Origin of the sequence: Parvibaculum sp. (assembly GCF_049651025.1) — a bacterium.
Taxonomy (GTDB): Bacteria; Pseudomonadota; Alphaproteobacteria; order Parvibaculales; family Parvibaculaceae; genus Parvibaculum.
The window spans coordinates 53,854-75,038 of sequence record NZ_JBASBH010000106.1; the positions used below are offsets into that span (position 1 = coordinate 53,854).

Consider the following 21,185-nt stretch of genomic DNA (forward strand, 5'->3'; position numbering starts at 1 on the left):
CGTTCCGTAAATGCCTCTTCTCAGTATAAGCTACTTGAGAATGCGGAGTGCCACTCCGCAAGCGGGCTTTTGGGAGGAGGAACCGCATGAGCTTCAGCAAGCAATACGCGATCGAGCTTGAAGGCAGTCACTGGTCTGTGCCGCAAAGTTTCGATGCAACGTTCAACTGGGAATATGACCCCGAGCGCACGGCCATGATGGGGCTCTATCGCAAGGGCATCGAGATGCAGTGGGACGCGAATACGCGCCTCGACTGGTCCCAGGAACTCGACGAGGACAATCCCGAGCAACTGCCCGACGAAATGCTGCCGATCAACGGTATGGCGCAGTTCGAGAAAATGTCGCGCAAGGAAAAGGCGAATGTGCGCAAACATTTTCAGGCCTGGCAGCTCTCGCAATTCATGCAGGGCGAGCAGGGCGCGCTGATCTGCACCGCGAAGATCGTGACGCAGGTGCCGGACATGGATTCGAAGTTCTATGCCTCGACGCAGGTGATCGACGAGGCGCGTCACGTCGAGAGCTACAAGCGCTTGCTGGAGAAATTCAAGATCGTCTATCCGATGACGAAGCCGTTGCAGGACCTGATCGAACAGACATTGCGCGATAGCCGATGGGATATGACCTATCTCGGCATGCAGGTCGTCATCGAGGGGCTGGCGCTCGCGTCATTTGCGCAGATCCGCGACAATGCGCAGAACCCGCTGGCCGCCGCCGTCAATGCTTACGTCATGCAGGATGAAGCCCGCCACGTGGCTTTCGGGCGGCTTGCGCTGCGCGACTATTATCCGAAGATTTCCGAAAAGGAACGCGACGAGCGCGAAGAGTTTCTGCTCGAAGCGAGCTATCTGATGCGCGACCGTTTCGATGCCGTCGAGGTCTGGAAGAATCTCGGTCTCGATCCGGTGGCCTGCGGCGAGCACATGTATAATTCGGGCTTCATGACGAAGTTCCGCAACTCGCTCTTCCAGCGCATCGTTCCCATCGTGAAGGATGTCGGGCTTTGGGGTTCGCGCATTCGCAAGGGATATGAAGAGATGGGCGTGCTCGACTACGCCAATCAGGATGTCGACAAGATGCAGTCCGATGATGACAATATTGCGCGCGAGTTCGATGCTCGCCGCAAGCATATCGAGCGGATTGCCGCGCGGGCGACGGCTGCGGCCGAGTGAGCGTTGTGATCGGATAGGCTGATTTCCGTGCTTGCGTGAGCGCCGGAACCATTGAACTGGTTCCGGCGCTTGTCTTTTCGGGTCGCTTCAGCGGAAAGCGAGACCGTCGAATGTTCCCGCGTTCCGCCAGCCTTCGAGATATTTGAAATAGGCCGTCGCGCCTGCCGGATAGCCGACATTGTATTTAGCGGCGGGGCCTGCCGTCTGGCCTTCATTGTTGTAATAGCCGGGCGTGCAGTCGGGCGAGCCGATCATGCGGCCAACGCCTGTGAGAAGCAGCGCCACCCATTCATCCTGTGCTTCTTTCGTCACCTCGATTTCCTTCGCGCCATTCTTTTGCGCGTGGGAAATGATCGCGGCGATGGTCGCGCCTGCTTCGGTGAGGTTGTGGGGCACATTGGAAATGAGGTTGGCGCCCTGCGTCGGCTGCACGAAGAAAGCGTTGGGGAATCCATGAACATGGATGCCGTGCTTGGAGCGCATGCCCTCCGCCCAGGCTTGCGACAGTTTCAGTCCGTCGCGGCCCGTGAGGTCGAAGCCTGCGCGGCGCGTCCATTCCGTGCCGACTTCAAAGCCTGACGCATAGATGATGCAATCGACTTCATACTCGACGCCTGCAACGACCACGCCCTTTTCCGTGATCTTTTCAACGCCCTTGCCGTCCGTGTCGATGAGATGCGTGCCGGGTGTGTTGAAGGATTGCAGATAGGCGTCGTGGAAGCAGGGGCGCTTGCAAAGCTGGCGATACCAGGCTTTGAGGTTCTGCGCCGTCTCGTTGTCTTTGACGATTGAGTCCACGCGCGCGCGGATTTCTTCCATCTTCTCGAAGTCGGAGTCTTCAAAGGCCGCCATCATATTGGCGGGCGTCATCTTATCGCGCGGCAGTTCCATGATCTTGGCGCGGATGCGGCGCGAGAGATCCGTCCAGCCATCCTGCACCAGGTCTTCTTCGGCCAGATCGCCGCCCTGATTGGCGGTGAAGTTTTCCAGCCAGCGCTTCTGCCAGCCGGGCGTTGCGATGGAGGCAAACCATTCGGGATCGAGCGGCTTGTTGGCGCGCACGTCCACGGACGACGGCGTGCGCTGGATCACATAGAGCGTCTCGCAGGCCTTGGCGAGATGCGGCACGGCCTGAACCGAGGTCGCGCCCGTGCCGATGATGGCGACGCGTTTCGTGCTGAGCTTTTCCATCAGCGCGCCCTTCGGGTCGCCGCCCGTATAGTCATAGTCCCAGCGGCTCGTATGGAAGGAGTGACCTTTGAAGGACTCGATGCCCGGAATGCCCGGCAGTTTGGGCACATGCAAAGGCCCCGTGCCCATGCCGATATAATCTGCCGTGAAACGATCGCCGCGATTGGTTTCGATCACCCAGCGCGCGTTTTCATTGTCCCATGTCAGGTTTTCAACCTCGGTATGGAACAGCGCGTTTTCATAAAGCCCGTATTGATTGCCGATGCGCTGGCACTGGGCGAGGATTTCCGGCGCGTGAGCATATTTCTCGCTCGGCATATGGCCGGTTTCTTCGAGCAGCGGCATGTAGATCATCGAGGCCGTATCGCATTGTGCGCCCGGATAGCGGTTCCAGTACCAGGTGCCGCCGAAGTCGCCGCCCTTCTCGATGATGCGCACATCGGTGATGCCCGCTTCGACCAGACGCGCACCCGTGACGAGACCGGCAAAGCCGCCGCCGACAAAGGCGAAAGTCACGTGGTCCGTTTTCGGTTCGCGCTCGACGCGCGGCGTATAGGGATCATCCAGGTAATGGGCGAGCTGGCCCTTGATCTGGAGATATTGGGCATTGCCGTCGGCGCGCAGGCGCTTGTCGCGCTCGGCGCGATAGCGGGCGAGCAGGGCTTCCTTGTCGAAGCGGGCGCCGTTTGCCTCGGTGCTCTCGGTCGTTGTCATTAAGCCTCCCCATTCTGATAATTTGTCAGTTTGTTTTTTCTCATTGTCCTGATCTTGGGGCGCAATGCAATGGAAACTATGAGCGTCGGGGTCCGGCCTGAAAGCCTCAATGAAAACCCGTGAAAAGCCGCCAAAAAGTGAGACGCGCTCTACGGCGGTTTTGTGGGGGGAGGCGCCGGCGCTAGAATAGCGCCGCGATGAAATGCGTCATTTGACGACGGGAGAGTTTCGATGACGGATAAAAATCCGACCACGCGGCAGGATTACACGCGCAGCAATGCGGAAATGGCGGCGCAATGGAAGATCGACGTCAACCGCGATCCCTATGACATCCCGCTTGCCGAACTTGACCCCGGACATGACGATCTTTTCGCCGCTAACAAGATGCTCCCTTATTTCGAGCGTCTGCGCGCTGAAGACCCCGTGCATCTGTCCGAAAGCGGGCCTTATGGCCGCTATTGGTCGATCACGAAATATGACGACATCATGCATGTGGACACCAACCACAAAGTCTTCTCTTCGGATATTCGCAATGGCGGCATCCGGCTTGGTGGCCAGCGCCTTGAAAGCGAGCCCGATCCGCTGACGCATCTGCCCATGTTCATCATGGAAGACCCGCCCAAACATGATGAGCAGCGCAAGGCCGTGCAGCCCATGTTCCAGCCGCAAAATCTGTTGAGCCTCGAACCGCTGATCCGCGAGCGCGCAGGACTCATTCTGGATGAGCTGCCGCGCGGCAAGGAGTTCAACTGGGTGCGTGAAGTTTCCGTCGAACTAACGGGCCGGACGCTGGCCACGCTGTTCGATGTGCCGCAGGAAGATCGGCACGAGCTGATCCATTGGTCCGATACGGTCGAGCGCCTCGGCGATCCTGAATATTTCGAAACGCCCGAAGCCGGTTTCATGGAACTCTGGAAGTGCTGGGAATATTTCGACGCCGTCTGGAAGGAGCGCCAGTCGCGCAAGGTGCCGGGCACGGATCTCATTTCCATGCTGGTTCACAGCCCGTCCACCAAGGATATGTCGCCGAACGAATATCTCGGAAACATGCTGCTCCTCATCGTCGGCGGCAATGACACCACTCGCAACTCGATCACGGGCGGTGTCCTCGCGCTCAACCAGAACCCGGGCGAATATAAAAAGCTTCACGACAATCCCGACATCATTCCGAACATGGTGTCCGAGATCATTCGCTATCAAAGCCCGGTCGCGCATATGTGCCGCACGGCGCTTGAGGACACGGAAATCCGTGGCCGGAAAATCAGGAAATGGGACAAGGTGGCGATGTGGTACGTCTCGGGCAATCGGGATGATGAAAAAATACACCGCGCCAATGAGTTCCTGATCGACCGCGAGGGCGCGCGCCATCATCTGTCATTCGGCTTTGGAATCCATCGCTGCGTCGGCAATCGCGTCGGCGAAATGCAGTTGCGCATTCTCTGGGAAGAAATCCAGAAGCGTTTCAAGAAAGTCGAAGTTGTGGGCGAGCCGAAATATCTGCGGTCCAACTTCATTCGCGGCATCACGGAACTGCCCGTAATCGTCCATAGCCATTAAGGCGCGCAAATAAAAAGCCGTCGCGGGGAGCGCCCTGCGACGGCTTTTGATTGACGCAAGGTAACGCCTCTGTGCCAAAGGCAATGCGAGTTACCGTCCGCACCGGGCTTTGAGGAAACCCCCGCCTCAGCCGTCGCCTCAAAGTTGCAGATCGTTATAGTAAGCCCGGTCGAGAAACATGGAGGCTGGGCGGAATGACAAATTTCATCAAGGACAAGGTCATCGTCATCACGGGTGCCGGTGGTGGTTTCGGCAGGCTGATTGCGCAAAAGGCGGCGGCGCTCGGCGGCAAGATCGTCTGCGCCGACATCGACGAGACAGGTCTCATCGAAACCGTCAGAAGCATCAGCACGCAAGGCGGCGTTGCTTCCCATGTCGTTGCAAGCGTCACGGACCTTGGTGCGATGCAGGCGCTTGCTGCCCATGCTGTTGAACAACATGGGCGCATCGACGTGATGGTCAACAATGCGGGTATCATGCCGCTTGCCTTTTTCGCCGATCACGCAGCCGCAGGCGAGGCGTGGTCGCGCTGCATCGACGTCAACGTCAAAGGCGTGGTGAACGGTATTTCCTGCGTTTTTGACCAGATGATGAGCCAGGGCCGCGGCCATGTCGTGAACATCTCCTCGATCTATGGGAATTTTCCGGTCGTCGGCGCGGGCGTCTATGGCGCAACAAAGGCAGCGGTGAATTTCCTGTCGGAATCGCTGCGCGTTGAAGCGCAAGGCAAGATCAAAGTCACAATCATCAAGCCGACAGGCGTACCCGGAACGGGCCTTGGCGCAGGCATCATCAATGCCGATGCGATCGTCGGCATCCTCGGGCAGAATGCAGCCTCCTATGGCGGCGTCATGGCTTCGCTTGCGGCGGGCAGTAACGCGCCGGAATTGCGCGACCCCGATAATCCGCAATATGCGGCGCTTGAGCCCACCTATATCGCGGATGCCGTCATCACGGCCATCAATCAACCATGGGGCGTGTCGTTGGGCGACATCACCGTGCGGGCCACGGGCGATGGGTACATTCTCTAGCCCCACCAAAACATCAGTCGTCAAACAAGAAAATGAAAGAGGGAGATTCAACATGCTTATCGACAAGACAACATCGGCCGTCGTGACAGGCGGGGCCTCGGGTCTTGGCCGCGCCAGCGCCACGGCGCTTGCGAAGGCCGGTGTCAAAGTGGCGATCTTCGATCTCAACGAGGAAAAGGGCGAGGAAGTTGCCCGCGAGATCGGTGCGCTGTTCTGCAAGGTGGACATCACAGACGAAGACAGTGTCATTGCCGGTCTCGACAAGGCCCGCAAAGCTCACGGTCAGGAGCGCATTCTCGTTCATTGCGCCCAGACCTCGCGGGGCCGCATGAAGACCGTCGGCCGCGACAGGGAGAATGGCGGCTTCATCCGCTACCCGACCGAGCTATATGAGTATTCCATTCGCGGCATCCTCGTTGCGAGCTATCGCATGGCCTCGCTCTGCGCGCTGGGCATGGCCTCGCTTGATCCGCTTGAAGACGGCGAGCGCGGCGTCATCACGCTCACCTCATCCGCCGCCGCGCAGGACGCGCAGGTCGGCCAGATCGGCTATGGTTCGGGCAAGGCAGGCGTCAACGGCCTCGTGCTGCCCATGGCGCGCGATCTGATGGACCTCGGCATTCGCGTCAATTCCATCATGCCCGGCATTTTTGCGACCCCGCCCATGATGGGCGCGCCTGAAAAAGTGCTGAACACGCTCGCCGCTTCCGTGCCGTTCCCCAAGCGTCTGGGCAAGCCGGAAGAGTTTGGCAGCTTCGTCCTTGAACTGGTCCGCAACAGCTATTTCAACGGTCAGGCCATAAGGCTCGACGGGGCAATCCGCATGCCGCCGCGCTGAGGCATTAGCGGCTCTTTAAAGGCGCGCAAATAAAAAGCCGTCGCGGGGTGTTCCCTGCGACGGCTTTATTTCGTTTAGTCGTTAGGGCCTACCAGAGACCGTATTTCTGCACTTCGGCGCGACCGACGACCATGTGATGCACCTCATCGGGACCATCGGCGAAACGCAGATGGCGCATGTCGGTGTACATGTCGGCAAGCGGCGTCCACTGGGAGATGCCGGCGGCGCCATGCATCTGGATCGCCTGATCGATGATGAGGCACACTTTCTCCGGCACCATCGCCTTGACCGCGCTGACATAGACGCGGGCTTCCTTGTTGCCCAGCACGTCCATGGCGCGGGCCGCCTGAAGCACGGCGAGACGCATCGCGGTGATTTCAATACGGGCGCGCGAAATGACTTCAAGGTTCTTGCCGAGCTTCGCAATCGGCTTGCCGAAGGCTTCGCGCGTGGCGGAGCGCTTCACCATCAGTTCCAGCGCCTTTTCGGCCTTGCCGATCGAGCGCATGCAGTGATGGATGCGGCCAGGCCCCAGGCGGACCTGGCTGATTTCAAAACCGCGGCCTTCGCCGAGCAGAATGTTTTCCTTGGGCACGCGCACATTCGTGAAGCGGATGTGCATGTGGCCATGCGGCGCGTGGTCCTTGCCGAAGACATGCATCGGCCCGAGAATTTCAACGCCGGGCGTGTCGATGGGCACGAGGATCTGCGACTGCTGCTTGCTCGGCGCGGCGTTGGGGCTCGTGCGCACCATCACGATCATGATCTTGCAGCGCGGGTCGCCTGCGCCGGAAATGTAGAACTTCTCGCCATTGATGACCCAGTCATCGCCGTCAAGCACGGCGCTGGTGCGCACGTTCTTGGCGTCGGAGCTTGGCACATCGGGTTCGGTCATCGCATAGGCAGACCGGATGTCGCCGTTGAGGAGCGGCTCCAGCCACTTCTTCTTTTGCGCGGGCGTGCCGACGCGCTCCAGCACTTCCATGTTGCCGGTGTCGGGCGCGCTGCAATTGAGCGATTCTGACGCGAGCGGCGATTTGCCGAGTTCGACCGCGATATAGGCATAGTCGAGATTGCTGAGGCCGGCGCCGATTTCGGAGTCCGGCAGGAAGAAATTCCAAAGGCCCGATTCCTTGGCCTTGTTCTTGGCGCCTTCCAGCAGTTCAAGCTGGCGCGGATGCCAGCTCCAGCGGTCCGTCTTCTCGTCGTTGAGACGGAAAAACTCTTCGGTGATCGGTTCGACGTTTTCCTTGATGTGCTTTTGCACGGCGGCCATCAGGGGCCGCGCCTGCTCCGACATGGCAAGCTGGAACAGGTCCTGGTCGAGGTCTGACATACTCTCATCCATCCATAAGTTTTCAGTTTCGATCCGGGCAGGGTAATGCCTCGGCGGCCTATGTGAAACCTAATCCGGCGCGTCTTGATGCCTTGGCTCTTTTGCGGTGCAACAAAGCCTGTGATAATGGGTCTTTGTGGGCAGACATGCGTTCAGGAACTGGAATGAGCAAGGACGAAGCAGGCAAGGCGGCGGTGAAGAGCGACCAGCCCTGGATTTTCCGCACCTATGCCGGTCATTCGACCGCGCGTGCCTCGAACGAGCTTTATCGCACCAATCTGGCGCGCGGGCAGACGGGTCTTTCGGTCGCTTTCGATTTGCCGACGCAGACGGGCTATGACAGCGACCATGTTCTGGCGCGCGGCGAAGTGGGCAAGGTCGGCGTGCCGGTCAGCCATATCGGCGACATGCGCGCGCTGTTCGAGCAGTTGCCGCTCGACCAGATGAACACCTCGATGACGATCAATGCGACGGCGGCGTGGCTGCTGGCGCTTTACATCGCGGTGGCGGATGAGCAGGGCGTTTCCCGCGCGAAGCTGCAAGGCACCGTGCAGAACGACATCATCAAGGAATATCTCTCGCGCGGCACTTATGTATTCCCGCCCGAGCCGTCGATGCGCCTCATCACCGATGTCGTCGCCTATACTTACCGCGAAGTGCCGAAGTGGAACCCGACCAATGTCTGCTCCTATCATTTGCAGGAAGCAGGCGCGACGCCGGTGCAGGAGCTTGCCTTCGCGCTCGCCAATGCCATCGCGCTTCTCGATCATGTGAAGGCGAGCGGGCAGGTGCCGGAAGCGGATTTTCCGCAGGTCGTCGGGCGCATTTCCTTTTTCGTCAATGCGGGCGTTCGCTTCATCACCGAAATCGCCAAGATGCGCGCCTTTGTCGATCTCTGGGACGAGATTTGCCGCGACCGTTATGGCGTGACCGATGCGAAGCTGCGCCGCTTCCGCTATGGCGTGCAGGTGAATTCGCTCGGCCTCACCGAGCAGCAGCCGGAAAACAACGTCTATCGCATTCTGATCGAGATGCTGGCCGTCACGCTGTCGAAGAAGGCGCGTGCGCGTGCCGTGCAATTGCCCGCATGGAACGAGGCGCTCGGTTTGCCGCGCCCGTGGGATCAGCAATGGTCGCTTCGCGCGCAGCAGATCGTCGCCTTCGAAACCGATCTTCTTCAGTATGAAGATATTTTCGACGGCAGCCATGTCATGGACGCCAAGGTCGAAGCCCTGAAGGCGGAAGCGCGCGAAGAGCTGAAGCGCATAGAGGATATGGGCGGGGCCATCTCGGCAATCGAAAGCGCCTATATGAAGGAGCAGCTTGTCAGTTCCAACACGGCGCGGCTTCAGGCCATCGAGACGGGCGAGCAGTCGGTCATCGGCGTCAATAAATATGTCGAGACGGCGCCCTCGCCGCTGACCACGGGCGAAGGCTCGATCATGGTCGCCGAAGACGGCGTCGAGGAAGGACAGATCGCACGGCTCGTTGCGTGGCGCGCGGCGCGCGACGCGAAAGCCGTCGAGGCGGCACTGGCGGATTTGCGCCGCGCGGCAAAGGAAGGCCGCAATATCATGGAGCCGTCGATTGCCTGCGCGAAAGCAGGCGTCACGACCGGTGAATGGGGCACGGCGCTGCGCAATATTTTCGGCGAGTATCGCGCGCCGACCGGCGTGTCGAAATCCGCGCGCAATGACGCGCCGGAACTCGATCATGTGCGCGACATGGTCAATGCTGTGTCGGCGAAACTCGGACGCCGCCTGAAATTCCTCGTCGGCAAGCCGGGCCTTGACGGCCATTCAAACGGCGCGGAGCAGATCGCGGTTCGTGCCCGCGACAGCGGCATGGATGTCGTCTATGAGGGCATCCGTTTGACGCCCGCCGAAATCGTCGATGCGGCCGTCAATGGCGAAGTCCATGTGCTCGGCCTTTCGATCCTGTCCGGCAGCCATGTCGCGCTCGTCGCAGATGTGATGGCGCGCCTCAAGGAAGCAGGCATCACCATCCCCGTCATCGTCGGCGGCATCATCCCGCCCGAAGACGCCGAACGCCTGAAAGCCGCAGGCGTTTCTGCGGTCTATACACCGAAGGATTTCCAGATCACCGACATCATGGAAGACGTGGTGAGGCTGGTGGACCCGGAGACGGAAGCGGCGGCTTAGCGAGATTCCCATTCACAATCTGCTACCCGCAAAAGGATAGGAGATCGAGCATCTTGAATATGCTTACGGCTGATGCTGCGGCTTGGGTTCAGGCGATCGGTTCTGTATTAGCCATCTTTGTCGCGGTTATCGTTGCCGCTTGGCAGAATCATTCTGAACGAGCTTTTCAGCAGGCGCTGCGCAAACAGCATACAAGGGCATATGCATGCGCAATCCAGGCCGAGCTTTTGATGTCCGCGCAAATTGTTCGAATGCGTCAAAAAATGCTTAGCGCGGCGGCGGCTGTGGATGCGGATTCCAACCAGATCATTGACCTCACTCAATCAATACCGATTGGTGCCCATAAAGTATTTGATAGTGCAGCCTCTTCCATTGGCCTGTTCGATGGTAAACTCGCTGCTCAAGTCGTGCTCATATATCGACTGCTGGGAAACCTTCCAGCGGTCAGCAACGGCACGATAAAAAAGCTGAGCATCTCTTATTCGCATCCAAATGGATTAGTAGCGACTCTAGAGAAAAACATTGGAGAGTTGCTCTTTCAACTTGAACAAGTGACAAATCCCGAAAGTGTCCGTTCTCTGGAGGACATTGAAGCTGAAATTGAGCGTGGGCATGGAGACTTGGTAAAGCTCTAATCTTCGCGACACGCCATCTGCCCCAATCCCGCCATATTCCCATAATGTTTCCGCCGCAAATCCGTATCAGGATGAAACGGTGTGAGTGGTCTTGGGTTTCTGCCGCCGCCTTTTCCTCCGTGTTCGAGTATTTTGCGGCGACGTTCCCCCGGCTGACATTTCTGGTTTAAGGTTAATCCGACTTAACCAAACGGGGGCTGCGGCCATGGCTGGTGTGAAGGATCGTCCTGCAACTGATGGACAAAGCGCGCGCGACTATGGGCGCGCGGCGGAGCCTTTGCCCGATCTCCATGTCTTCTCCCGCCTGTCCGAACTCGATGAAGCCTATGCCGAGGAAATGGCCAATGCGCGCGCCCGGCAGGAGACGATCGAGCGCGAGGTGGCCGAGCTTGCCAAGCGGCTGATGGCGCCGCTTGAAAGCGCGCCGGTGCCGCAAGGCGAGGCGCGCGGCAGGCGCTGGTTCGGGCGTTCGAAATCTCCCCTCGATGCGCGGAGGGCCTGAGCCATGGCCAGCGCGAGTCTCATCCCCGAAGCGGTGCGCGCACAGATTGTGCAGAATTATGTCGCCAGCGAACGCGAGGCGCGGTTCGCGCTTTTCCACTTCGGCACGTTTCTGGTTTTCGTGGTCGTGTCGCTTGCCGCGATCCTTGTCGATTACATGATCGTCAGCGAGTTCTGGACGCGCGCGCTTGCCAATGAATTTCTCGAACTGCCGGGCACGCTTGCAAGCTCGGTTGCCTTCAAGTCGATGCAGGTGCTGTTTGCGACCATTGCGGCGCATATCCTGTTTGAGCATATGGGCAAGTTCGGCCGCGCGGCTTTCGTGCGTATCGTCTTCGTGCTCGCGCTTGTCATGCTGGTCGGCGTCGGCTTCCTGCTTGCAACCATGTCGCTTCCCAATGGCATGGCGGCGACGGGTGGCGGCGGTGTCGGCGACTCGCTGAGTTCGGCGATGAGCGGGCTTGGCATCACGACGCAGGCGACGAGCGAGGCGGCGCGCACGTCCGCCGAGCTTGAAACGGTGCGGACATGGCAGCCGATCCTCTGGCTCGGTTCGCTCGGCATCGTCTTTCTCGTCGTGACAGGCGTTGCCGCGCTCTGCATTCACTTTGCCGCGCAATCGCTGCGGCGTATTTTCCTCGCGCGCGATTTCAAGCATCGCCGTCGCGACATGGCGCGCCTTTCCGCGCTTGAGACGGAATATGACACCAACCGTCATCGCCTCTCCGAAATGGAAGGGCCGGAAAATCGCCGTCATCTTCTCTGGACCGGATTGATGCGCGAATGCCGCTCCTATGAGCAGGGGCTTGAAGAAGCGCGGCGCGGTTTCCTGGCACAGACGCCCGCATCGTCGCGCAGGCTTCTCGGTCGCCGCGATGCGCCGGTTGCCGGGGCGAACGGCTCCGACAGGCTCAAGGCCTGCGAGAGCGCGCGCGACGTGAAGCGTTATGAGCGGCTGTTCGACGATTGGTGGGAGCGCCGTTCGCGCAATGCGATGAAGGCCGGGCCGACGAGCTTCGGCGGCATCCGCGAGCCCGTCGCCGAATTGCTGCCGCCCATGCCGCGCCATATCCGCATAGAGCGGGCGGCCGAGTAGTGCCCATGCGCTTTTCCGCACTGAGCCTTGTGGTTGCCGCCTTCGTCGCCATGTCGTTCACGGCGGCGCGGGCAGAGGCGACGTCCGCAAAGACAATCGTGATCGGCCTCGATCTTTCAAAGAGCAATCCACTGGTGAAGGACGACGCCTATGCCGCGCGTGTTGCGGCGCGCACGGCCAAGGAGCTTGTCGCGCTGCCGCTCAAGAGCCGCGTCATGCTGCGCACCTTCGGCAGTTATGATGCGAGCGCCAATGGGCTCAAGGTCGATCAGGTGATTTCCGCCCATGCGCGGCCCGAAGCTGTGGCGCAGGGCATTGCCGCACTTGTCGCCAGCGTGCCGAAGCTCGTGCGCGAGGGAAAACTCACGGCGCAGGGCATGACCAATATAGTTCCCTTTCTCGACACCATGTCGCAAGTCGTCGATTGCCATGCATCCGATACGCGCGTGATCCTCGTCACGGACGGGTTTGAAGATTCCGAATATGCAAAGCTGACGCGGCGCGGCGGCAAGCTGCCGGCGCCCGACGCGGCGACTTACGAAGGCTGCGACGAGTTGATGATCCTCGGCCTTGGTCAGGGCGGCGGCAGCCCTGCAGCGACCGCGCATCTGCGCAAGGAGTGGCAGGCCTATGCCACAAAAGCGGGCTTTGGCCGCTTTACCGGGCTCTTCGACTGGTAGCCACGGTTTGACGCTTCCGTTGCGGGCGGCCATAAGGTCCGGCTCCGCCCATATCGGAAGTTTTCATGGAATTCGCTCTCAGTCTTGTCCTCCCGATTTTCGGCATAATCGGGCTTGGCTATTTCGCCGTGCGTTCAAAGCTGATGAACGATGCCGGGATAGACGGGCTCGATGCCTATGTCTTCACCTTCGGCATTCCGGCATTGCTGTTTCGCAATCTTTCGCAGACGGAGCTGCCCTCGTCGCTGCCCTGGGGCCTGTGGATTTCCTATTACGGGGCGATGCTGGCGATCTGGGCGGTCGGCTCGCTGATCGCGCGCTTCGTCATGCGCCGTCCGCCGGGCGATGCGGTGATCCTCGGTTTCGGCGGCGGGCAGGGCAATGTGGTGATGCTCGGCATTCCGATCGTGCTCACCGGCTTTGGCGAAGAGGCGAGCGTTCCGCTTTTCCTGCTGCTCGCCTTTCACGGGCTCATCCTCATCACGCTGGCGACGCTGCTGCTTGAGATGACGCGGGCGCAAGCGGGTGCGCCGGTCGGGGCGGGACACATTTTGCTGCAGGGCTTCAAGGCATCGGCGAAGAATCCGATCATCATCGGGCTTGGCGCGGGGATCATCTATGGCCAGATCGGCGTGCCCTTGCCTTCGATGCTCGACAAGACGGTCGAGATGGTCAGCCTGTCGGCCATTCCATGCGCGCTCTTCGTGCTGGGCGGTACGCTGACGCGCTATCACATCCGCCGCTCCATCGCGGCGGCGTCGATGGCGGTGTCGTTCAAGCTCCTCGTGCATCCGGCGCTTGTTTTCGTGCTCACCCATTATGTCTTCGGCCTCGACAAGCTCTGGGTCGCGACGGCGACCGTGCTTGCGGGCATGCCGACGGGTGTCTATTCCTCGATCCTTGCCAATCGCTATCAGGCCGCGCCGGGCGCTGCGTCGAGTGTCGTCGTCATGGGAACGGGCCTGAGCATCGTCACGCTGACGCTTTTGCTGATGCTGTTCCTCGAGTGACGATCAGGACGCCGGGGCGGGGCTGACTTCGTTCGATGCCACACGCTTCGGTTTCAGCTTGAAGGCGTCGGGCCGCGCGAAGAGAAATGCGAGCGGCGTGTTTTCCGTCAGCCTGAAGGCGAGAAGCGGCATGGTGATCGCCATGGTGAGAACGACGAGCGTAACGAGATCGCCGTTCTGGAAGCCGAGCTTCACCATGGCCACGCGCGCCACGGCCATTGGCAGGAAGAAGGCGAGGAAAATATAGAGCGAGCGCGAGCCGACATAGGCCAGAGGCTTTGCAAAGCCTTTTGCCGAGAGGATCGCAACCAGCGCGATGGTGCCCGCAGCGCCCAGATAGCTTGCGAGCAGCTCGACCGGGCGCATATCGACAAGGCCGGTGAATACGAGAACTCCGACGGTGGTGAGAAGGGCAAGCCCCGTCGCCACGCCGCGACGCGTATCGGCGATGGTCCATTCGGCGAGGCGGAAGACATAGGGCGCGCCATAGACGCCACAGACGAAGAAGATGAAGCGGCGGGCGAATTCGTCGGGAATGGTCCAGCCCGTATTCAGCTTCGAGAAATACAGCACCAGCGCAAAGCCGATCACTATGGGCGCACGCACGTCGCGGAAGATGCGCATGACCGCAAAGAAGACAGCGAGCGCATAGACGAACCAGAGAAGGCCGAAAGGCTCCAGCGGGATCAGCAGCAGATCCTTGTAGGAAATCGCCCAGCCGCCTTCATGCGGCAGCGCCAGTTTGAGGCCGATCTGGATCAGCGACCAGAGCAGGTAGAAATAGGCGAAGTGCAGGATCTTGCCGTCCATGAAATTGCGTAGCGGCGCGCGCAGCGCCTTTTGCGCGAAAAGACCGGCGACCAGAAAGAACAGCGGCATGCGGAAAGAGGCGGTGAATTCGCTGAAGGTATTGAAGACGACCGGCATGTGATGCAGCGCGATGGCATCGCCATAGGTCGAGTGCTTCATCACGACGAGGATGATCGTCAGGCCTTTTACGGCGTCGATCCAGTCAACGCGGGTCTTTTGGACGGATGCCATTACTTCAATCCTCAGATGAACCGCATCGTCCCCGCATGGGACGAAAACGCAGCTTTGTGGGGAAGGAAGCAGAAAACGGGCCAGTGCCGGGCCGCTATGGTTAAAGCCCGGCGAGCCGCCGCACTTCCGCCGGGGTTGCGCCTGCAAGGCGCAATTCGCGCAGGCCCATGTCCTTGGCGCTTTTTGAAAGACGGCGGCCCGTCTCGTCGCGCACCAGCGGGTGGTGGCGGTAGCGCGGTTCGGGCAGGCCGAGGAGAACCTGTAGGAGGCGGTGAACATAGGTCGCGGGAAACAGGTCCTGTCCGCGCGGCACCACGGTCACGCCTTGCAGCGCGTCGTCGACCGTCACGGCGAGGTGGTAGCTAGTCGGCACGTCCTTGCGGGCGATGACGACATCGCCGAAGACGAGCGGGTCGATCGCAAGGATGCCCGTCTCGCCATGCGGGCCGCTCGCCTCTTCAAGGAAAGTGATCGGGCCGCCGTTCATGTCTTCGGCGCGGGCGAGCGCCTTTTCCATGTCGAGACGCCAGGCATAGGAGCGGCCATCCCACATCAGCTCATTGAGCGTGGGCCGGGGCAGTCCCTTGTAGAGGCCGGGATAGATCGGCGCGCCATCGGGATCAACCGGCCAGCGGACATGGCCGATACCGGACGCTTCGATTGCGTCGGTGATCTCCTTGCGGGTCGCAAAGCAGGGATAGATCAGATCCATTTCGCGCAGCCGCCGCAGCGCCGCTTCGTAATCTGCAAAATGTTCAGACTGGCGGCGCACGGGGCGTTCCCAGTCGAGGCCGAGCCAGGCGAGGTCTTCATATATGCCCTGCTCATATTCGGGACGGCAGCGGCCTATATCGATGTCCTCGATGCGCAGCAGGAAACGGCCGCCAAGCGCTTTGGCTGTCTCGAAGGCGAAGATTGCGGAATAGGCATGGCCCAGATGCAGCCAGCCATTGGGACTCGGCGCAAAGCGAGTGACTTCACGCCTTCCTGCGGCCTCTTGCATTGAAAGCTCCATCCAGCGCCCTACACTCGGCATCTTATATATAATTGAACGGGAACAAGGCATGGCGAAGATAACGGGGCCGTCGATAGTGGCGGCAAGCGGCAAGAGCGAGCAGCTTGTCATCCTCTGTCACGGCTATGGCGCGGACGGAAACGACCTCATCGGGCTTGCGCCTCACTGGCAGAAGTTGCTGCCCAATGCCGATTTCATTTCGCCCAATGCGCCGCAGCGTTGCGATGCGGGTTTCGGCTATCAATGGTTCCCGATTTCACGTCTCGATCCCGCGGAATTATTGCGCGGCGTCGAGGGGGCCGCGCCCATCCTCAATGAATTCATCGATGAGGAACTGGCAAAACGCGGACTGGATGAGAGCAAGCTCGCGCTTGTCGGCTTCAGCCAGGGCACGATCATGTCCCTGCATGTCGGTCTTCGCCGTTCGCGCTCAGTGGCGGCCATTGTCGGCTATTCGGGCGCGATGGCGGGCGGCGAACGCCTCAAGGGCGAGTTGACGTCGCGTCCGCCCGTGCTGCTGGTTCATGGCGATGCTGATGAGATGCTTCCCGTCTCGCGCATGCATGACGCGGCGCGGGTGCTGGGCGAGGCAGGCATCAATGTGCAATGGCATGTCAGCCCCGGCGTCGGCCATGGTATCGACCCGGAGGGGCTCGAACTTGGCGGTCGCTTCCTTCGCGATGCCTTTGCGGGCGCGCTTGCCGATGCGGCGGCGGGTGGCTGAACACAAACCTAAAGCGGGCTGCTTCACAAAGCCGTTGCACAATATATAGTATCGTCTGTGACTATTCGGGGCGCGTGCCGATGTCCGGTGCGTGTCTCCAGGAGGGCGACGTGCACGGTTCGTTTGCCAACCCAGAGAGTTGTCCGGCGCTGGTGCTGAACGCGGATTACCGCCCGCTCAGCTACTACCCGCTATCGCTCTGGTCCTGGCAGGATGCAATCAAGGCGGTGTTTCTCGATCGCGTGAATATCGTATCGAGCTACGAGACCTGTGTGCGCAGTCCGAGCTTCGAGATGCGTTTGCCGAGCGTCGTCTCACTCAAATCCTACGTGAAGCCCGCGCGCTTTCCCGCCTTCACGCGGTTCAATCTCTTCTTGCGCGACTGCTTCACTTGCCAATATTGCGGCGAGCGGCACGACCTCACTTTCGATCACGTCATTCCGCGTTCGCTCGGTGGGCAGACGACCTGGGAGAATGTCGTCACGGCCTGCGCGCCGTGCAATCTGCGCAAGGGCGGAAGCATGCCCGAGCAGGTTGAAATGTTCCCGCTGCAAAAGCCTTACCGGCCAAGCGTCACCGATCTGCACAAGAACGGCAGGCATTTCCCGCCGAACTATCTGCATGAGAGTTGGCAGGACTATCTATACTGGGATAGCGAGCTGGAGCCGTAAGGGGTTTTGGATCGCCATGACGGCGGGGGCAGAGAATGCCGTCTCAGGCCTTTTCCGACAATTTGATCGCGACGCGGCAGGCGGCCTTGATCGCGCCTGAGAGCAGCGGATAGGCGGGCGCTTCCTTCGCGCCTTTCTCTATCGCTTCGTCACGGTGCTGAAGTTCTTCCAGACGGAATTGTTCGATCGTGTCGCGCAGCGGGCGTTCGGCATCGCCCAGCGTGTCGAGGCGTCTGACCTGCGCTGCATAATGCTCGTCGATCACGCTCTCGACGGCTTCGGTACAGGCGTGAGCGGCTTTTTCGCCAAGGAGCGCGGTTGCCGCGCCGAGAGCGAAACCGGCGACATGCCAGATCGGGTTCAGCACTGTCGGGCGCACGCGGCGTTCATTGACGAGCTGGTTGAAGCGGGCGAGGTGGACCTCTTCATCCTTTGCCATGCGCGCGAGCGAGCGGGCGGTCTCGCGCTTGTGCGGCAGATGCCTGAAGACGGCAAGCTGGCCCTGATAGATGCGCACCGCGCCATATTCACCGGCATGATCGACGCGGATCATTTCCTCGATGGTGCTTTCCTGCGCAAGGCCCGGCTGGCCCTTGGGAACGTCGCTCATACGCGTTCCCCCTGCGCTTCGCGGAAATAGCGCAGCACGGGCAGCGAGGAGAGAATGCACAGCGCGAGCGAAATCAGAAGATTGAACCCCGCCAGCGAAATGCCGAAAAGCGACCAGGCGGCGCTGTCGCAACGCGGCGCATGTGTTCCGCCTTGCAGTTGCGCCTGCAAATCCTGAAGCGAGTTTGAAAGGAGGCCGCCGCCGGTGCAGGTGGCGGGACCGGCCCACCATTTATATTCGACGCCCGCGTGATAGCCCGAAAGCCCGCTGCCGATTGCAAATGCGAGGGCGCAAAGCCCGATGAAGACCACAGGAGCGATGCCGAGATTTGCCTCACGCGAGAGTATTCCGGCGATCAGCGCTGCGCCGATTGCGAAAATATAGGGGATGCGTTCCTGAAGGCAGAGATGGCAGGGCACATAGCCGAGCCCGTATTGAAAGAAATACGCGCCGCTCAGCGTTGCCATGCTTGCAGCAAGAACGATCCAGGGAATGAAATTGGTCGGAATCCGGTTCAGCATGGGCAATATCAAAGCACGGGATGGCAGGTTTGTCGCTTGCGTCCAATCGTTGCAGGTCAGACCACGTATTTTGCCACGACAAAGCCTGCGACAATGAGCGCAACGAAGGCGCCCGCGACCAGGCCGAGATTGTCTTCGATGATCGCCTTCAGGGGCTCGCCATAGCGGTTGAGGATGCCTGCGACGATAAAGAAGCGGGCGCCGCGCGTGATGAGCGAGAGCAGCACGAACCAGAAAAGATTGTAGCCCGCAAAGCCCGAGGCGATGGTTACGATCTTGAACGGGATGGGCGTCAGGCCCTTGATGAGGATGATCCAGGCGCCCCATTCGGCATAGAGCGCACGAAATTCCTCCACCCCGTGTTCATAGCCGTAAAGGCTGATCAGCCAATGGCCGAGCGTATCGTAGAGAAGCGCGCCGATGGCATAGCCGACCAATGCGCCGAGCACGGAGGCGATGGTGCAGACGCCGGCATAGAACCAGGCCTTTTCGGGCCGGGCGACGGTCATCGGCACCAGCATTACATCAGGGGGTACCGGGAAAAACGAGCTTTCCGCGAAGGAGACGGCAGCCAGCGCCCAATGGGCATTCTTGTTGCCCGAGAGCTTGATCGTCCAGTCGTAGAGACGGCGCAGCATGACGTTTCCCTTGTTCCGCTTGGGCTCGGGTGTAGCAGGCGGGCAAGGTCCATGTCCATCAAGCCCGGCGCCAATTTCGCGGTCTGCCCGCTCGCCGTTCTTTTTGTTTGAACCCTACGCGCGCCCGACTAATATGCGGCCCTCGCGCAGGGGCCCCTGTGGTGGAATGGTAGACGCGGCAGACTCAAAATCTGTTGCCTGCAAGGGCGTGCTGGTTCAAGTCCGGCCAGGGGCACCAAGCGCGGGAGGCATAGTTCCTATGCCGCCGTGGCACCGGGCGCGCCCGGCTCCCCCTCATCCGGCGCCTCGTCGCCCAGCGCATGCTCGATCATGCCGCGCGCAATCTCGCGCTCGCCCATGATGATGTAGTTCGCGCCGCGCTTGCGCAGATAATCGACTTCCGCATCCGAATGCGCCTGAGCGACGATGTCGAGCGCGGGGTTCGCCTTGCGGGCCTGATCGACTACTTGCGCCGCCTCGAAGCCGTTGGAGATGGCGAGGAACAGCCAGCGCGCCCCGGCAAGATTGGCGGCGGCGAGGATCGCGGGTTTTGCGGCGTTGCCGTAAATCGTCTCGATGCCCTGAGCCTGCAGCTTGGCTGCAAGGTCTTCCGTATTTTCAATCACGAGAACGGGTTTGTTCGCACGCTGAAGTCTGCGGCCGACAAGACTGCCGACCCGGCCATAGCCAATGATGATCGCGTGGCCGGTGAGGCTTGTCGGGACGAGATCCTCGATTGTTTCTTCAGGCGGGATTTCGGTGGGATCGATGCGGTCGAAACGCTCGAACCAGGGCTTGAAGCGTTCGATCACCATGAAGAAGAGCGGATTGGCGAGGATGGACAGGATCGCGCCGCCGAGAATGAGGTCGCGGGCGCGTTCGGGCATCAGGCCGAGGCTGACGCTCAGCGTGGCGAGGATGAAGGCGAATTCGCCGATTTGGGCAAGGCTTGCGGAAATGGTGAGCGCGGTGCCTGTCGGGTGGCCGAAGGCACGCACGATGAAGAAGGCGGCGGCTGACTTGCCGAAGACGATGATGAAGAAGGTCGCCAGCAGCGGCAGCGGGTCTTCGAGCAGAATGCGCGGATCGAACAACATGCCGACGGAGACGAAGAACAGCACCGCGAAAGCGTCGCGCAAGGGCAGGGTTTCCTCGGCGGCCCGCTGGCTGAGGGGCGATTCCGAAAGGATCATGCCCGCAAAGAAAGCGCCGAGCGCGAAGGACACATCGAAAAGCATGGCTGCGCCATAAGCGACGCCGAGCGCAATGGTCAGCACCGCCAGACGGAAGAGTTCGCGCGATCCCGTATGGGCGATGTATTGCAGAACCCATGGAATGACGCGGCGCCCGATGATCAGCATGACGGCGACGAACGCGCCGACCTTGCCGATGGTGACAATGAGCGCCTTCACGACCACATAAGTGTCGACGGATACGGCGGCGTCCTCGCCCGCGCGCAACACGCCTGCGAGTGCGGGCAGCATCACCAGCGTCAGAACCATGGCCAGATCTTCGACGATGAGCCAGCCGACCGCGATGCGGCCCCGCCTGGTGTCAACGATGCGGCGGTCCTGAAGGGCGCGGAGCAGCACGACAGTACTCGCGGTCGATAGCGCAAGGCCGAAGACGAGGCCCGCCCCGATGTCCCAACCAAGAGCCCAGGAAAGCGCCATGCCGAGCAGCGTCGCCACGGCAATCTGGCCGACCGCACCGGGAATGGCGATCGCCTTCACCGAGAGCAGGTCCTTCATCGAGAAGTGGAGGCCGACGCCGAACATCAGCAGGATGACGCCGATTTCGGCAAGCTCAAGTGCGAGCGCCTGATCGGCGACGAAACCCGGCGTGAAGGGTCCGGCGAGTACACCGGCCAGCAGATAGCCAACGAGCGGCGAGATGCGCAGACGCTGGGCGATGGTTCCGAGGATAAAGGCCAGCGCTATGCCGCCCACGATTGTAGCTATGAGCGGCGAGTGGTGCGGCATGAGTCTCCTGCTGATGGCCGGGGTGTGCTAGTGCCAAGCATAGCCACGCCAGCGTCCGCTGTC

At 60.6% G+C, this 21,185-nt stretch carries 20 protein-coding genes and 1 tRNA gene; 13 read left to right on the forward strand and 8 right to left on the reverse strand.

Annotated features, from left to right (window positions below):
* Positions 1–86: 86 nt before the first annotated feature.
* Positions 87–1,169 (forward strand): ferritin-like domain-containing protein, encoded by a 1,083-nt coding sequence (locus WA943_RS14020; protein ID WP_424470509.1) that lies wholly within the window; start codon positions 87–89, stop codon positions 1,167–1,169.
* Between the two features lie 87 nt (positions 1,170–1,256).
* On the opposite strand, the gene WA943_RS14025 is transcribed toward WA943_RS14020, so the two are convergent.
* Positions 1,257–3,074, reverse strand: coding sequence for a flavin-containing monooxygenase (locus WA943_RS14025; protein WP_424470510.1), 1,818 nt, complete (start codon positions 3,072–3,074; stop codon positions 1,257–1,259).
* Between the two features lie 285 nt (positions 3,075–3,359).
* On the opposite strand from WA943_RS14025, the gene WA943_RS14030 reads away from it, so the two are divergent.
* From WA943_RS14030 to WA943_RS14040, 3 genes are all read left to right on the forward strand, one after another.
* Positions 3,360–4,631 (forward strand): cytochrome P450, encoded by a 1,272-nt coding sequence (locus tag WA943_RS14030; protein ID WP_424470607.1) that lies wholly within the window; start codon positions 3,360–3,362, stop codon positions 4,629–4,631.
* Between the two features lie 194 nt (positions 4,632–4,825).
* A complete protein-coding gene (locus tag WA943_RS14035) occupies positions 4,826–5,662 on the forward strand; it encodes an SDR family oxidoreductase (protein WP_424470511.1) in 837 nt (278 codons plus the stop codon).
* A 52-nt stretch (positions 5,663–5,714) separates the two neighbouring features.
* The gene (locus tag WA943_RS14040) at positions 5,715–6,500 is read left to right on the forward strand and encodes an SDR family NAD(P)-dependent oxidoreductase (RefSeq protein WP_424470512.1); all 786 of its coding nucleotides are present in this window, start codon (positions 5,715–5,717) and stop codon (positions 6,498–6,500) included.
* Positions 6,501–6,588: 88 nt separating this feature from the next.
* Here WA943_RS14040 and WA943_RS14045 read toward each other — a convergent pair whose 3' ends face one another.
* The gene (locus tag WA943_RS14045) at positions 6,589–7,836 is read right to left on the reverse strand and encodes an acyl-CoA dehydrogenase family protein (protein WP_424470513.1); all 1,248 of its coding nucleotides are present in this window, start codon (positions 7,834–7,836) and stop codon (positions 6,589–6,591) included.
* A 164-nt stretch (positions 7,837–8,000) separates the two neighbouring features.
* Between WA943_RS14045 and WA943_RS14050 the strand changes: the two genes are divergently transcribed.
* The 6 genes from WA943_RS14050 to WA943_RS14075 all read left to right on the forward strand — a co-directional run bounded on the left by WA943_RS14050 (position 8,001) and on the right by WA943_RS14075 (position 13,920).
* Entirely contained in the window at positions 8,001–9,998 is a 1,998-nt protein-coding gene (locus WA943_RS14050) for a methylmalonyl-CoA mutase family protein (RefSeq protein ID WP_424470514.1), read from the forward strand.
* A 53-nt stretch (positions 9,999–10,051) separates the two neighbouring features.
* Positions 10,052–10,633, forward strand: coding sequence for a hypothetical protein (locus tag WA943_RS14055; RefSeq protein ID WP_424470515.1), 582 nt, complete (start codon positions 10,052–10,054; stop codon positions 10,631–10,633).
* A gap of 205 nt (positions 10,634–10,838) precedes the next feature.
* Positions 10,839–11,135 (forward strand): hypothetical protein, encoded by a 297-nt coding sequence (locus WA943_RS14060; protein WP_424470516.1) that lies wholly within the window; start codon positions 10,839–10,841, stop codon positions 11,133–11,135.
* A 3-nt stretch (positions 11,136–11,138) separates the two neighbouring features.
* Positions 11,139–12,230 (forward strand): hypothetical protein, encoded by a 1,092-nt coding sequence (locus tag WA943_RS14065; RefSeq protein WP_424470517.1) that lies wholly within the window; start codon positions 11,139–11,141, stop codon positions 12,228–12,230.
* Between the two features lie 5 nt (positions 12,231–12,235).
* Positions 12,236–12,910 carry a hypothetical protein gene (locus WA943_RS14070; protein ID WP_424470518.1) on the forward strand — a complete coding sequence of 225 codons (675 nt, stop codon included), beginning with the start codon at positions 12,236–12,238 and terminating at the stop codon, positions 12,908–12,910.
* Positions 12,911–12,975: 65 nt separating this feature from the next.
* Positions 12,976–13,920 carry an AEC family transporter gene (locus WA943_RS14075; RefSeq protein ID WP_424470519.1) on the forward strand — a complete coding sequence of 315 codons (945 nt, stop codon included), beginning with the start codon at positions 12,976–12,978 and terminating at the stop codon, positions 13,918–13,920.
* 3 nt (positions 13,921–13,923) lie between these two features.
* Here the strand turns inward: WA943_RS14075 and WA943_RS14080 are convergent, their stop codons facing one another.
* Positions 13,924–14,961 carry an acyltransferase family protein gene (locus WA943_RS14080; RefSeq protein WP_424470520.1) on the reverse strand — a complete coding sequence of 346 codons (1,038 nt, stop codon included), beginning with the start codon at positions 14,959–14,961 and terminating at the stop codon, positions 13,924–13,926.
* A 100-nt stretch (positions 14,962–15,061) separates the two neighbouring features.
* Positions 15,062–15,964 carry a tRNA glutamyl-Q(34) synthetase GluQRS gene (gluQRS, locus tag WA943_RS14085; protein WP_424470521.1) on the reverse strand — a complete coding sequence of 301 codons (903 nt, stop codon included), beginning with the start codon at positions 15,962–15,964 and terminating at the stop codon, positions 15,062–15,064.
* A gap of 61 nt (positions 15,965–16,025) precedes the next feature.
* Between gluQRS and WA943_RS14090 the strand changes: the two genes are divergently transcribed.
* Positions 16,026–16,700: an alpha/beta hydrolase gene (locus WA943_RS14090; RefSeq protein WP_424470522.1), complete on the forward strand. Its 675-nt coding sequence runs from the start codon at positions 16,026–16,028 to the stop codon at positions 16,698–16,700.
* Between the two features lie 80 nt (positions 16,701–16,780).
* The gene (locus tag WA943_RS14095) at positions 16,781–17,371 is read left to right on the forward strand and encodes an HNH endonuclease (protein ID WP_424470523.1); all 591 of its coding nucleotides are present in this window, start codon (positions 16,781–16,783) and stop codon (positions 17,369–17,371) included.
* 43 nt (positions 17,372–17,414) lie between these two features.
* On the opposite strand, the gene WA943_RS14100 is transcribed toward WA943_RS14095, so the two are convergent.
* Genes WA943_RS14100 through WA943_RS14110 form a run of 3 tightly spaced genes read right to left on the reverse strand, consistent with a single transcriptional unit; the run spans position 17,415 to position 19,140 of the window.
* Positions 17,415–17,981, reverse strand: a complete 567-nt coding sequence (locus WA943_RS14100) for a demethoxyubiquinone hydroxylase family protein (protein WP_424470524.1) — start codon at positions 17,979–17,981, stop codon at positions 17,415–17,417.
* Positions 17,978–18,502, reverse strand: a complete 525-nt coding sequence (locus tag WA943_RS14105; RefSeq protein ID WP_424470525.1) for a disulfide bond formation protein B — start codon at positions 18,500–18,502, stop codon at positions 17,978–17,980. Before WA943_RS14105 ends, WA943_RS14100 begins: the two co-directional genes overlap by 4 nt.
* Before the next feature lie 56 nt (positions 18,503–18,558).
* Positions 18,559–19,140: a YqaA family protein gene (locus WA943_RS14110; RefSeq protein WP_424470526.1), complete on the reverse strand. Its 582-nt coding sequence runs from the start codon at positions 19,138–19,140 to the stop codon at positions 18,559–18,561.
* Between the two features lie 152 nt (positions 19,141–19,292).
* Between WA943_RS14110 and WA943_RS14115 the strand changes: the two genes are divergently transcribed.
* Positions 19,293–19,378 (forward strand) — tRNA-Leu (locus tag WA943_RS14115).
* A 19-nt stretch (positions 19,379–19,397) separates the two neighbouring features.
* On the opposite strand, the gene ybaL is transcribed toward WA943_RS14115, so the two are convergent.
* On the reverse strand, positions 19,398–21,122 hold the full coding sequence (ybaL, locus tag WA943_RS14120; protein WP_424470527.1) for a YbaL family putative K(+) efflux transporter: 1,725 nt from the start codon (positions 21,120–21,122) through the stop codon (positions 19,398–19,400).
* Positions 21,123–21,185 lie beyond the last annotated feature (63 nt).